General features: G+C 38.5%; 11 protein-coding genes, 2 tRNA genes and 1 pseudogene. 4 read left to right on the top strand and 10 right to left on the bottom strand.

The genetic code is table 11. The features are described from left to right. Positions 1-47 precede the first annotated feature (47 nt). A complete protein-coding gene (tig, locus tag PQ456_RS17310) occupies positions 48-1,364 on the bottom strand; it encodes a trigger factor (protein WP_273613393.1) in 1,317 nt (438 codons plus the stop codon). Positions 1,365-1,503: 139 nt separating this feature from the next. Then, positions 1,504-2,394, bottom strand: a complete 891-nt coding sequence (locus tag PQ456_RS17315) for a hypothetical protein (protein WP_420540621.1) — start codon at positions 2,392-2,394, stop codon at positions 1,504-1,506. Positions 2,395-2,670: 276 nt separating this feature from the next. On the opposite strand from PQ456_RS17315, the gene PQ456_RS17320 reads away from it, so the two are divergent. Next, positions 2,671-2,744, top strand: a tRNA-Arg gene (locus PQ456_RS17320). A 98-nt stretch (positions 2,745-2,842) separates the two neighbouring features. Here PQ456_RS17320 and PQ456_RS17325 read toward each other — a convergent pair. Both PQ456_RS17325 and PQ456_RS17330 read right to left on the bottom strand, forming a co-directional pair. Next, positions 2,843-4,079: pseudogene (locus tag PQ456_RS17325) on the bottom strand (DUF438 domain-containing protein). Positions 4,080-4,297: 218 nt separating this feature from the next. Continuing rightward, positions 4,298-5,596 carry a Gfo/Idh/MocA family protein gene (locus tag PQ456_RS17330; protein WP_273613394.1) on the bottom strand — a complete coding sequence of 433 codons (1,299 nt, stop codon included), beginning with the start codon at positions 5,594-5,596 and terminating at the stop codon, positions 4,298-4,300. A 238-nt stretch (positions 5,597-5,834) separates the two neighbouring features. Here PQ456_RS17330 and PQ456_RS17335 point away from each other — a divergent pair, with 238 nt between their 5' ends. Continuing rightward, complete coding sequence (locus PQ456_RS17335; protein WP_273613395.1) at positions 5,835-6,716, top strand: AraC family transcriptional regulator; 882 nt, start codon at positions 5,835-5,837, stop codon at positions 6,714-6,716. Between the two features lie 66 nt (positions 6,717-6,782). Here PQ456_RS17335 and PQ456_RS17340 read toward each other — a convergent pair whose 3' ends face one another. From PQ456_RS17340 to psiE, 3 genes are all read right to left on the bottom strand, one after another. Next, positions 6,783-7,325: a GNAT family N-acetyltransferase gene (locus tag PQ456_RS17340; protein ID WP_273613396.1), complete on the bottom strand. Its 543-nt coding sequence runs from the start codon at positions 7,323-7,325 to the stop codon at positions 6,783-6,785. A gap of 276 nt (positions 7,326-7,601) precedes the next feature. Next, positions 7,602-8,045 (bottom strand): hypothetical protein, encoded by a 444-nt coding sequence (locus PQ456_RS17345; protein WP_273613397.1) that lies wholly within the window; start codon positions 8,043-8,045, stop codon positions 7,602-7,604. 38 nt (positions 8,046-8,083) lie between these two features. Beyond that, positions 8,084-8,503: a phosphate-starvation-inducible protein PsiE gene (gene psiE / locus PQ456_RS17350; protein WP_273613398.1), complete on the bottom strand. Its 420-nt coding sequence runs from the start codon at positions 8,501-8,503 to the stop codon at positions 8,084-8,086. A 237-nt stretch (positions 8,504-8,740) separates the two neighbouring features. Between psiE and PQ456_RS17355 the strand changes: the two genes are divergently transcribed. Continuing rightward, positions 8,741-9,088, top strand: a complete 348-nt coding sequence (locus PQ456_RS17355; RefSeq protein ID WP_204826715.1) for an aegerolysin family protein — start codon at positions 8,741-8,743, stop codon at positions 9,086-9,088. A gap of 105 nt (positions 9,089-9,193) precedes the next feature. On the opposite strand, the gene PQ456_RS17360 is transcribed toward PQ456_RS17355, so the two are convergent. Next, positions 9,194-9,267, bottom strand: a tRNA-Arg gene (locus PQ456_RS17360). Positions 9,268-9,559: 292 nt separating this feature from the next. Between PQ456_RS17360 and PQ456_RS17365 the strand changes: the two genes are divergently transcribed. Beyond that, complete coding sequence (locus PQ456_RS17365) at positions 9,560-11,434, top strand: flagellar assembly protein A (RefSeq protein ID WP_273613399.1); 1,875 nt, start codon at positions 9,560-9,562, stop codon at positions 11,432-11,434. Positions 11,435-11,508: 74 nt separating this feature from the next. Here PQ456_RS17365 and PQ456_RS17370 read toward each other — a convergent pair whose 3' ends face one another. Both PQ456_RS17370 and PQ456_RS17375 read right to left on the bottom strand, forming a co-directional pair. Further along, positions 11,509-12,393, bottom strand: coding sequence for an STM4011 family radical SAM protein (locus PQ456_RS17370; protein WP_273616347.1), 885 nt, complete (start codon positions 12,391-12,393; stop codon positions 11,509-11,511). A gap of 2 nt (positions 12,394-12,395) precedes the next feature. Further along, entirely contained in the window at positions 12,396-13,706 is a 1,311-nt protein-coding gene (locus PQ456_RS17375) for an STM4012 family radical SAM protein (protein ID WP_273616348.1), read from the bottom strand. Between the last annotated feature and the right edge of the window lie 64 nt (positions 13,707-13,770).

The raw sequence follows: 13,770 nt of genomic DNA on the forward strand, positions 1-13,770 counted from the left end.
ATCTGAAAAGGTTGCAAATATTTGCAACGTTCATATAAAGTTAAAAATTACTCAGCTTTCTCAGCAGCTACAGGCTCAACTTCTTTGCTGTTGTCTACCAAGATTTCGATTGTTTTGCGCAATTTGATTTCGTCAGAAAGACTTGCAAGAGAACCATTCGCAGCAAGAATGTTACGAACTTCTTCAGCATCACGTTGGAATTGTCCAGCCATTTTTTCCAATTCCGCAGTTACTTCTTCTTCAGAAACTTCGATATTTTCTTCTTTAGCGATTTGTTCCAACACTAGGTTGTTACGAACGCGTTTGGAAGCTTCTTCTTTCATTTGCTCTTTAAGATCATCTGTTGTTTGACCAGAGAATCCTGTGTACATTTCAAGGTTCATACCTTGTTGACGAAGACGGTTGTCAAAATCACGAACCATGTTTTCTGTTTCGGAGCTGATCATCGCTTCTGGAATTTCTACTTCAGCATTTTCAGCTGCTTTTTCTACTGCTGCTGATTCTTTTGCTGCTTTTACTTCGTTTTCTTTACGAGTAGCGATTTGAGATTTCAAATCTGCTTTGAACTCATCAAGTGTATCAAATTCACTTACGTCTTTAGCAAACTCATCGTCCAATTCAGGAAGATTTTTGCGTTTGATTTCGTGAACTTTTACTTTGAATACTGCATCTTTACCAGCAAGTTCTACCGCATGGTAGCTGTCTGGGAAAGTTACACTTACGTCTTTGAAGTCACCAGTAGCCATACCAACTACTTGCTCTTCAAATCCTGGAATAAAGGAGTTAGAACCCAATTCAAGAGAATAACGCTCTGCTTGTCCACCTTCGAATTGAACGCCATCTACAGAACCGTCGAAGTCGATAACAACAACGTCTCCATTTTCAGCAGCGCCTTCTTCAAGTACAGACAATTCAGCATGACGTTGTTGCAAACGTGTCAATTCTTCGTTCACGTCTTCTTCGCTAACTTCAGCTTTAGCAACTGGTACTTCTAGTCCTTTGTATTCGCCCAATTTAACTTCAGGTTTTACAGTAACTTTAGCTTTAAATTTGAAAGTTTCGCCTTTTGCGAATTGCTCGATTTCGATTTCAGGACGATCCACAGGGAAAATATCTGCTTCGTCAACAGCTTCAGAGTAAGCTTCTGGAAGCAAGATATCGATTGCATCGTTATAAAGACTTTCTACGCCAAAGCGTGCTTCAAAAATAGACCGAGGCACTTTACCTTTGCGGAAACCAGGGATGCTGGTTTTTTTAACTACTGTAGTGAATGCTTTATCAAGTGCCGCGCTTACACGCTCTGCACCTACTTCTACCTCAAGAACCCCAAGGTTCTTTTCTGTTTTTTCCCATTTTGCTGTCATTTCAAGTATTCCCCTCCAAAAAATATTTCACATTGTATAAATGTTAATTTCACGTACAGAATAACCATTATAGTATATACAACTATCGATGGTTTTTCAAGCTTGATTCCTTTGATGGTCTGGACTCTCTGTTCTTAGATCAAGAACGTGGCAATTGTCCTGACACAAATTGGTGCATAGCGCGATAAGCTTGCTCATAGCGGAAGCGAATATTATCTGTTACCCCGTATAGTAAACGGATACTTTCTTCTTCCTTGCTACCTTCTAATGTCTCAGAAACGGTCTGATGAAGAGCCGCTGCCCAAATATCAAGTTCAGCATCGTCGCCTCTTGCGATCAACTGATAATTAGATGTACCGTATATGCCCATCATAAACTGTGACCATAATTCTTGAGCAAAGTAAAATAAGTTCGGTGCATCACTTTCCGTCTTATCAGCGACACGTTCCAAAATCTGAATAACCGGTAAAGGAAACTCAGCAGGTTCTAACGGAACATTTTCCACTTCGACTTCAATCCATTCATGATCACGTTCAAAGCTTACATTACCCAAATGCCCACGTCTACGCAACGTTTGCAAAATACGGAATTGAATCAAAGGATGTTGCTTACCTGTCTGCAACCATTCAATCAACTCGTCATCAATCTTTGGCTGATCCAAATAAGATAGCTGTTCAAGCGCTAACAACGTGCGCTCGGTGACAGGCTGTTGCATGGCTGTCTCCAGTAGTTGGGATTCATACGAATGATCTGCTGATTGTTTCCCTTTGATACGATCTCGCATCATCGTATCACTATCTGGATGGTTCTCTTCCTCTTCTTGTTGATCCAAAGAACTATTTTGGATCGCTGCTTCTGGAAAGCTCATCCGTAACCAACCTAATAGCGATTCCCACTCTTCGATTTGCTGGTCGCTTTGTCCCTGACAATGCAGTAAAAAATCAAGCAAAGCCATCGCTTCGCCATAACGTTCGGTTTCTAACATATTTGTTAATTCGATCTGATAAAAATCTAACGTTTTGGGAAACAAAATAACATTTCCAGATGATTCTGTATGTGAATTCGTTGAGTCCGTTATAATAGCACCTCCTACATTTCAATGCTAACTGTATATTTAATATTACGAAAATATCAATATAAGCGTTACGATTTTATGATTATAACATAGCTTGTCCCTGCTTCAAAAAGTATGTAATCGTTCTTCCCTCGTTGCATTACGTTATTTTACAATCTAAAAAAAGTGTTGTCTTACCTATTTATGTTATGCTATAATATTTTTGTTGCGCTTCAAACGCATATTTTATTTGTCTCAGTAGCTCAGCTGGATAGAGCAACGCCCTTCTAAGGCGTCGGTCGGGGGTTCGAATCCCTCCTGGGACGTACCAAAAAGAAGTATTCTATTTCATTATAGAATACTTCTTTTTTTTGTTTTTATCGTAGTACTGTTCTTTTTTATTATATCCTTCATACATATATGATTAGGATAAAATGCGTTTCTCTCCTTCTAGCGCTTGAATAGGTTTGATATTTTGGGTGAATTCTAATGTCCCCATATAGGTGCCTGCTTCATCACGAATAGCAAAATAACGGATATAAATAAATTGATCTTTTAAAGGAATCCAGAAATCTTCGATATCTTTAATCCCTGCTTTAAAATCTCGTAAAAGTTCTTCAACTACATGTACACTTTGTGGAGGATGACAATTTTGTACCGTGCGGCCGATCACTGCTTTGGTTCGTGCAAAGATCCGTTCTTTGCCATGAGAGAAATAACGAACTACATCATTTTCGTCTATAAATGTAAGATCTACAGGTAAATGATTCATCATCAGTTCAAGCTGTTGTACCGAAAGTATACCTGTTGGTAAATGAATATAACCTGAATGTTCTTCTGTAGAAGCTAGAGGTACTGGCTGGCGATCAGGATTCCATTGCGAATCCGATTCTATTAAGCAAAATCCAATCTGATCACTTTCACGAGCGATTGATACCCACTCATCTTCTGTTAATTTGTCCAATGCCATCGGCAATAAAATATGTTCTTCTTTAAAAATCATTTCGCTAACTTCGCGGCTGACTTGCTCTATACAAGCAATCACTTCATCAGCATTGCCTTGATAAGTCGTTAACAACCGTTTGGCTTGTTTGATCGCTCCACGAATCGCATCATCGACACCCCACATTACTTTGGTCGGCCCGAAAATGCCGTACTTTTCTAAAAATGGAAAAATTAAATTTTCTTTACGGCTATAATGCTTATCTACATCATACAATAAGCTCAAATCTTCTAATAATTTGAGACGGTTATGCTCGGCATCTGATTTGCGAAATTGATCTAGATGCAGACTGATAGAGAAATGCAATAACCGTTCTAATTCTGCATTTTCTTTTTTTTAATAGATAAACAGGATGTCCGGGTTGTTCTTCTGGTCTGTGAACACGATGAATATCTTGAATCGATCCTTTGAAGATCGCTGCATGTACACTACATAACCGTTGCACTTCTTCCACAGGAATGCCTTCATCTTCCATTAATGATTGTTCCAAGCTAGAAATTTCTTCGACCGTAATATCACCTACTGCTTCTGTAAATCGGGCTTTCACTTCTTCAGTACTTTTACCTTGATGCAGTTCTTTAATAATTTCTTTTAGTATCTGTTGACGTGTATCCTCTAAGGGACTCCGATGTTCCCGGTTGTTGATCAGTTCACTCATTATAGTTCAATCCTTCCTTATCGATCATGCTTGGCTATCATTCTGTTTATTGAGAATTATTCTCAAATGAATCGTAACATGTGCATATATTCAAGGTAGTGATTGTAATCACTATGAGGAAGATGAATAGACATAGAAAAAAAGCCCTTCTTATTGAAGAGAGAAGGGCTTTTTCTTAATATATTGTTTTTGATCTCTAAATTGATAATGTTTGCATATTACTTGGATTGATTAAAATGAACCAAGCCATCGATTTTGACAGGTAAACCGGTACGGATCGATTGGTTAGCTGCGATTCCTGTTAGGATCGAGCGTGCTCCATCCACATGATCGGCTGCGCGGTGAAAAGGATCTTCGACAGGTTCGCCGAATAGATCGTTTAGAAGCACAGGATCGCCTCCACCATGACCGCCTTCTTTTTCTTCCACTTGCACTTCATAGGCTTCAGCGAACATCGGGAACACTTTGATCGTTTTGCGTTTGAGAGCACCTTCGTCTGCTTTTTCTCCGCCTGCATTGACATAAGATTTTTCGACGACTTCCATTTCGATACGTCCTTTGGTTCCGTTAAAAGCAATACGGTATCCTTCCCAGGGCATATACGCATTTAACGAATAGGTTAGCATCGCTTTATTTTTGTAACGCACCACAACACTCATTGTATCTTCAATATTAATTCCATCTCCAAACACACTCTGATCCCGAATATAGCCATCTTCATGTTCGGCATCCAGATACATCGCTTTTAGATTAGGATTGGTATCTAGTGGTAAAGCGAATGGATCATTTTTAGCGACTTCGCTTCCTGTAGAACGTGCATAGAAATTCGTTTCGCCTCGTTCTTCTGCATTTTCACGACCATAAAACAATAAGTCTCCCATCGCAAATACCGTATCCGGCTGTGAACCGATCCAAAAGTTAACCAGATCAAAATGATGGGTAGATTTGTGGACTAATAATCCACCGCTGTTGCGCTTGTCTCGATGCCAGCGACGGAAATAGTCTGCTCCATGTTCTGTATTGAGCAACCATTCAAAATGAACAGAAGTGATATCACCAATCGTACCGTCTGCGATTAATTCACGTGCTTTGGTATGATGAGGAGCATAACGATAATTGAATGTCACTCTTACTTTCTGACCGGTACGTTCCACAGCATCAATAATATCCTGACATTTATGTTCATCTACTGTCATAGGTTTTTCGGTAATTACATCGCATCCCAATTCCAGTGCTTTAATAATATAACGATGATGGGTACGGTCGACACTTGTAACGATCACAACATCTGGACGTTTGTCATGAATCATTTGCTCAAATTGATCTGCGGTATATAGATCTACAGCATGGTAATGATATTTATTTTGTAATAATTGATTAGCATGACGGGCGCGAGTGAGATTGATATCACATAGTCCCACTAATTCCGACGTATCTCGATATGTATTTGCTATAGCTCCATAGAAAAATTCAGCCCGTCCACCTGTACCTACTAATACATATTTTTTCAATGTCATGCTATATTCCCCTCTCATTACTTTATCATTGGTTATAAAAAGAGTAGCAAATAAAGCATTGTATTTCTCCGCAAATCTTGTTTTATTTCATATATACCGCTTATTTTGTTGTGATATACTCATTTAAAGATAACGCTTACAGATAGATAGACAGATAGACTAGATAAATAGATAGACTAGATAAATAGATATGGCACATAAAAACTTATGGATTTTATCGAGCAGGAGGAAGCTAGATATGAATCATGGATATAACACAGGATCAAGCTTGACTGATACGCAGACGCCGAATGCGCTCACTGTAGAATATGCAGGAAGAAGCGATTATTTTGCGATGACTCATGAGCATTTTCATCCTCATTATGAAGTGTATATTTTGTTATCAGGTGAGCGCCATTATTTTATACGAGATCAGATCTATCGTGTGCAACAAGGAGATCTTGTATTTATCGCCAAAAATGAATTGCATCGTACGCTTCCTGCTGAACTGCCTGAACATGAACGAATTGTGATGTACTTTAATGATCATTTTGCTGAACAACATTTTGCCGGACATCGTGCATGGATATTATCTTTATTCCAGTCCAAACAACCTGTTTTTCATTTATCTACACGAGAACAATCTCATCTAAATCCTCTTGTACAACAACTATTGCGTGAGTTAACTGTGCAAGCAACAGGGTATGAATTATGTATGCAGTGTATTGTAACTGAATTACTAATTACTTGTGCTCGTCTGCATCGCGAACAGCCTCAGCTCCCTGCCCCTATCGGAACTGAAGCTCATCAACATATGTCTGAAGTCGCTCGCTATATCAAGTCTCATTATCAGCAAGAGCTCTCTTTACCTTTACTAGCAGATCAATTTCATTTAAGCCCGTCATACCTTAGTCGTATTTTCAAAAAAACAACAGGATTCAGTATCACTGAATATTTGAATACAGTTCGTATACAGGAAGCACAGCGATTGTTAAGAGAATCTGAGCTTAAAGTTATCGATATCGCAAATACAGTAGGCTTCGGCAACTTTTCGCATTTTGGTAAAATGTTTAAGCATTTATCTCAGGTCAGTCCTCGGGAATACCGGGTTTCAGCCAAACATATAGGGGTAAATAGATAAACATGCAGTGTATGAGATGAGCTACCTTTTGCATATGCGATTTTTGAACATACAATTAAATGGTGACTACATAGACTGATGTTGTAACCACTCTTTTTTGAGCAATGCATATTGAAAAGTATTCTCATATTTGGGAGTGCCGTCTTCATACGTAGTCATAGATACAAATTCTACAAAACAACCTTCTTGACGCATTTTGAATCGTTCACATAATTTCTGTGATCTATAATTATCATCTTCAACATAAGCATATAATCTTCTCGCTTGCATCTGTGTAAATAGGTATTGAAACAACGCCTGCACACTTTCACTGGCATACCCTTTGCCTTCAAACCGAGCATTGAAGTTCCAACCGACACAATACGTATCCGGTTCTTCTTTTAACGCAAATAATTCTCCGATCAACTCATTTGTGTCTTTGAGACAGACAGCGATATACGAATCATCTTTGCTTCTTTTTTGAATTTTTAATTGAGCTTCTTGTAATGTATTGATTTTATCATCGAGAAAACAATTTACCCGTGGCTGTCCTAAATATTCTAAAAGTCCCTGCGCATCTGCTTCGATAAAATGTCTCAATCTCAATCGCTGTGTTTCAATATTTTGCATCATCGATCTCCTATTGTTTTTCTTTTTGATTTGAGTCTATGTATACCATATCGTAATGAAATGCTATGTTCAAATGAAGCATAAGATAGATTAAAATGATCACTTATTAAAATCACATAGCTATAAGTTGAAATTAAAAAGTTAAAATCCAAAGAAAGTTGAAATCAAAAAAAGCTAGCTTCAAAAAGCCGCAAACCAAACAAAATAAAAAGACTTCGATCTCCACCGATATATCATCTAAGTGTGAGTATAGAAGTCTTTTTATTGTACATGTATTTATGAAGCAGGTAACAATCCTCGCAGCGCAAGAGACACTGTACCATCTTCTTGTTCCAGCACTACCCAATTTACAGCAATAGCTTCTTTTAATTGCTCAATCTGGTCAGCAGTCAATGTAATCTCATCCAAGCGACCTTCGCCTTCTGTATAATCATCATCTTCTTCAAGCAAAAAGCGATAATCCAACCACATTTTCAATCCTTGAATCGTATTAAATGTGATTCGGTATCCTTCTTTTACTGCTTGTACCAAAGGTTCACCATGCTCTATTGCATAAGCAAACCATTCTTGAAAATCAGTCTGTGATGATGTGATTTGCTCTAATGGAGCGATATCCTGGCGTTCCAAAGCATCGATCAATTGCTCTTGCGTTATTCCATCACGACGTAGACGCTCTAAAATCAATGCGGTACGCTGCGATACTTTCACTTGTTCACTCATGCGGATTCCTCCAGAATTAGGGTTAGATGAATAGGTCTTTAATGCTCGTCTCTTCGTACAACTTTCATATTCGCCAGTACCAGTGCACCTAGTAATACAGCAATCGAGATCGACCACAATAATGTATTGGATGCGTTGGTATAGTCGATAATAATCAGACGAATAATCGCAGTAATCCCAATATAGATAAAGTAGCGTAACGGGAAATGAAATCCACTTTTAAAATACTGGATAATTAGTGCAATAAATTCGAAATACAAAAAGAATACTAAAAGCTGTTCTGTAAATTCATAATCTGTTTTACCCACATCTGAATCAATAAACATAAAGCTAAAAATATACCATGTCTCTTTGAGAAGAAAAAATGTTAGTGTAAAACCTACTAAAACAAGCGTAATATTCAATATTCCTTGTAAAATAGCAGGTATTTTATAAATATGACTCATCCACGATTTCAAGGTGATCCTCCTCTATTTCATAACGATCTACTATCTGTCATTTGCATATATGCGTCTATCCATAGATTATACAATCGGAATTGAGAACCCGCAATGAAACTATTCAAAGCTTTACATTCATACTTACATTTTACTTTTTATACCAAAAATGTTTTAAAATAAATATATTGATTAAATTAGTAAATTAAATTATTATAGTTCTGCAAGACCACTTTATATTAGAAGAGTGATTTTCGTATGTCTCAACGCGAAGTACACATTTCTGTAATTAATGTAACGGACAGTGAATTGGTTTTGGAAAGCAAAACGAATTTAGCACATGGAGAATGGGTGGTTTCTCCAACCAATGTAACAAACAATGCTAAGCCTGTTAATTTTGAAGCAGATTCTGATGGATTCGCAACAGGGGTAGAAGGAACAATTTATTACAAGTTACCTCAAGGGGAAATTACGTTGTACTTTGATGATCCATACGTGGGTTCAGACGGATTTTCTGCACAAAGTAGTTCACCTGCTTATACGGTTCAGGTGATTGGCGGTAGTGGGAATGTATGTAATGTGACTTATCTAGTTAGTAACACATAAGTGAAATCTATCGTTAAGTGATTGTATGCTTACTATTTTTATTTATGGTTATTGAATATAGAAAGAAGTCTCCCCATTGGTATAATGAGAAGACTTCTTTTTTTACGTCCCAGGAGGGATTCGAACCCCCGACCGACGCCTTAGAAGGGCGTTGCTCTATCCAGCTGAGCTACTGAGACAAATAGGTTATGTATGTAATACAACATTATTGATTATACTCTATTATGTATTTAATTTCAAAAAAAATTATTATATACTTAGAATTACCTGTTTTTTTTATGAAATACGTGGTACTTTATATTCAATTATAAGTTTCAATTGGAAAAAAGTGGATTAATATACCTATATCGAATCTCCCACGCATACATACTTTTCCTACTTGCAAACGCTCCCACTTATTTTTTCAAACATACTCATGTCGGTTCCATTTTCCTATAGTATCTATTAGCAATTGAAATGGAGGTATTCCCTATGGCTACACCCATCTCCGAAAAGGAACTGGGCTTACTTATTAACCGAATGAACTTGGATTCATCGTCTGCTTCTGTAGATCGTAAGTCTGGTGCATCGGATTCTTTTCATGGTAATGGATGGATTCAGGTGGAGAATCATCAGATTATCGTCACTTCACCAGATGAAGGTAAAAAGCCGGCCACTATTTGTGCAGTCTCCCCTTTAACATTATTGATCAACGGGATTCCTTTAAATGGAGCAACAGAAGTTACCGAAGACGATATTATTACATGGGATATTAAATACCCACCGTTATTTGAAATTAAAGTGTCTCGCGATCAAATGGAAGCTTCATTCATTCTATATTCACGTGAAAAATATACATGGGAACTGCAAGATTTGCCTGCTTCTGATCGTGCTTTTATTAAAGTTGCACCGAACAAAGATCTTGTAATTGATGTGGTGCAATTCAATCATATTATCAATACACTTGAGAAGCTAGGGATTCGCAAACATGTGGATACCGCTGCTATTATGGAAGAATTGGAACATCCTACTCACCAACCTGTGGTGGTAGCTCGTGGCAAAGCGTCAACACCAGGCATCGATGCAAGATTAGAGTTATTTTTTCCTGAACAAGTTGAAACGATCTTCCATGAAATTGGTGGTGTGATCGATTATCGCAGTCATCGCCGTATCCCTTCTGTTCATGAAGGTGATGTGATTGCTGTCAAACATGCATTGGTCGACGGGATTCCAGGCTATAACGTATATGGAGATATGCTTCCTCCTACACCTGCTCAAGATATTATAGTGGTCGCTAAAGAATCAACGGAAATGAATGACAAAGGTGAAATTATTGCTCTCACTCCGGGCAGACCACGCTTAACTGGCAAAAAAGTACATCAATTCGATATTTCTAATGCTTTTATCGTGGAAGGCAATGTAGATCTTAGTACAGGTAATATCGTCTTTTCAGGTGATGTGATTATTCATGGTCATGTCACTGATCATATGATTATTGAATCGCTTGGCAATGTCTATGTTCATGGAAATGTGTATAATTCTACAATCACAGCGACAGGAAGTATTCTGGTTAAAGGAAATGTGATTAGTGGTCAGTTGTATTCAGGGTATTTCGGAGTGATGTTCAATCGAATGTATATGGTCTCCAAGCAACTCAAGCAAGAAATGGAACGCTTAGAGATTGCTGCTCAATTGCTGACTAATGAAATACGTGCACGCAAACAAACGGTACGGTATGGACAGGTTATTATGTTGTTGTTAGAAAGCAAATTTAAGATTATTCCTGATCTCGCACGTGACCTATTACAAGTATTTGCAAGTATCCAACAAGTGCAGACTGAACAAAATGAACAGTTATTGCTATTACTTCGACAGATCATTCAATCCGCTCAAGTAGCAGATATTTTCTGCGAACAGACTTTGGGACGAATGAGATTATTGTTAGAACAGCTTCATTCCAATGTAGCCAGTATGCAAGAGACCAAAGTCAGTATCGAAATGGCTCAATGTCAGAATGCTATTATCAAATCAAATGGCGATATCGTAGTTACACAAGCAGGTGTGATCCAAAGTGAATTGTATTCTGCGGGCAGTATCGCTTTTTTAGATGAACATTCCGTATGTCGTGGTTCTCAACTGGAAGCTATGGATCGAATCGTTGCTCAAAATGTAGGTAGTAGTAGCAATGCACACTGCGTACTCAAAGCACGTACTCATGTGTATGTGAACAATATGCACAACGGTTGCATTATGATTGATAGTTATAAATTAAACGTCTGGGAAAAAGTCGAAAAACAATTGTTCAATATGGAGTACATGTTAAATCAACCACAAGTACCTCAACAAACCAGCGTTTCTTCTTCATAAACGTATACTCTTTTACCAATAGAATCGATAAAAAAACAAAAACCGGTGATGGATATATTCCATTCCGGTTTTGTTTATCGTTGCATAGCTGTAGATAATGTACGATACGATTGAGGTACACGTTCCAACAAATGTGATCCATACATAGAGTCAAACGGCTGATCTTTCATATGAATATAACCGATATAACAACCACATGTTTTCATTTGACACGGACGATCTTGCGATAACTTTTCCAAAGAATGACGATAAAGATGTCCAATCACACGCTTATCTTGATAACAACGCTTTACAATCCCTGAGCCTTGCACATAAAAAACATGCTCCCCTGCCTGACAAGATTGTCCGAGACTATCATAATCTTGCAGATTGTATCTAAAATAAGGATCGATCCCGCTCAATTCTTCTACTTCTGCTTCGCTATAATAATGCGGACGATCTTTGAATGCATTGACCCAGACATAGACATCTTCAGGCAATCGAGCACGCAAACGATGAATCGCTGGAAAAGCTTCCCGTAATCCGACTGTACCTGCACTAAATACTATGCCTTGTTGATACAATGTCATCGCTTGAGCAACAAATCGATCTTCACGTACTTGTTCTGGATGATACGTTGCCCAAAACGATACTTTGGTTGGATTCAGTTGAGCTGTCCAATCTAACTTCACAGACAGATTGGTCTGCACAGCCACCTTGTTCACATGACTCATATGAGACAATTCAATCATCGCTTCTCGGTACCATGAATGTACAAGAGCTTCTCCATAAGGATTGAAAAAGATAGAAAGCTGATGACCATAATGCTGTTGCTCACGTACCCACTCCATAAAGCGTTCTAATTGCTCACGATCTTGCATCAATGTCTCTTTACTATCGACTGTTTTGCTAAACGGACAATAGGGACAACTATAATTGCACGAAGATAATTTGCCCCGATAATAAATAGTTGCCTGCATACTCATGAGCCTACATATCCTTCCATCAATGCATACACATCTTCTGAAATAAACCAATCTCCAATACCATCTGAATAAGCTAACCCTTCGGTGGTTAGTTGTAACACTTGAGATTGTTGCTCGTCTTCTACAAGTTCAGCCATCCCTGTCCAGATCAAATTCTGTAATTCTGGAAAATGAGTAAGTGGTGACTGACCAAACCGTTCTACATAATCAGCTATCGTTAATCCTTCGCGATGTAAAATAGCTTTGAGAATAAAACGTCGCTGGCGTTCTTCTTGATTCAGTACAAATCCATAATTCGCCTGATCATGACGTTCAGCGGCTACATAGTCTTCGATAATACTACGTGTTGTAGCGGCGCTCACTCCATAATGAGAAGCGTAATGCACCTCTCTAGTATAAGAACGTGCTCCACATCCAAGTCCAGCCATCCCTTCTTCCTGACAGCTATACGGCAGTAGTTGCTTGGAGGAAGATAACGGCTTAGCAAAACGTCGCATCGAGTACTGTGTATATCCAGCGGCTTCTAGACGGGTACGAGCAGCATGATACAGCTCTAGACGAATATCTTGCTCTAATCCGGTATGCCCTGGCTTCAATATGGTATTTTCTCGAATATATAATGGATAAATAAATATTTCACCTGGATTATACGATAATGCTTGGTCTACTGAATATAACCATGTCTCTACCGTCTGTTCAGGCAATCCATAGATCAGATCTACATTCAGTAAAGGAAAATCATAATCCACTAACATCCGCAACGCTTCACGTACTAACTCTGGTTTTTGTGGACGATAGATTGCTTTACTTTCCGATTCAACAAAGCTCTGAATCCCCATACTCACCCGGTCAGTTCCGCGACGCTTCAAAATATCCAACCGTTCAGGAGTTACCGTATCCGGCGATGTTTCTACAGAAATCGAAGCATGCGTAGGATCAAGCCCCATAATATGTTCAGCAATATCAAACAATCGATTCAATTGATCTGGCTGTAATAAAGTAGGCGTCCCTCCACCAATCGCAAATCGTGAAAAAGGTCGTCTGGATACAATTGGTGCCCATTGCTTGGCTTGACGTTCCAGCGCATCTACATATTGCTGATGTACATCAACCCGCTTATCTGGCAACGTAAATAAATTACAAAACCCACAACGGGCTCCGCAAAATGGAATATGCATATAAAGAAAATAACTTTCCAGTTGCTCTTGTTCCCATAATTGTTGCAACGAATACGGTGGACTGAGTTCACGATACGCTGTCTTATGTGGATAAGAGTAAAGATATGAACGATAAGGAGCACTCTTCATCTGTTGTTCCCATTCCTGCAACTGAGGTGTCCATTCTGATGGTGGAATCGCATGGAGCGGTAAC

This window comes from Paenibacillus kyungheensis (assembly GCF_028606985.1).
GTDB classification, from domain to species: Bacteria; Bacillota; Bacilli; order Paenibacillales; family Paenibacillaceae; genus Saccharibacillus; species Saccharibacillus kyungheensis.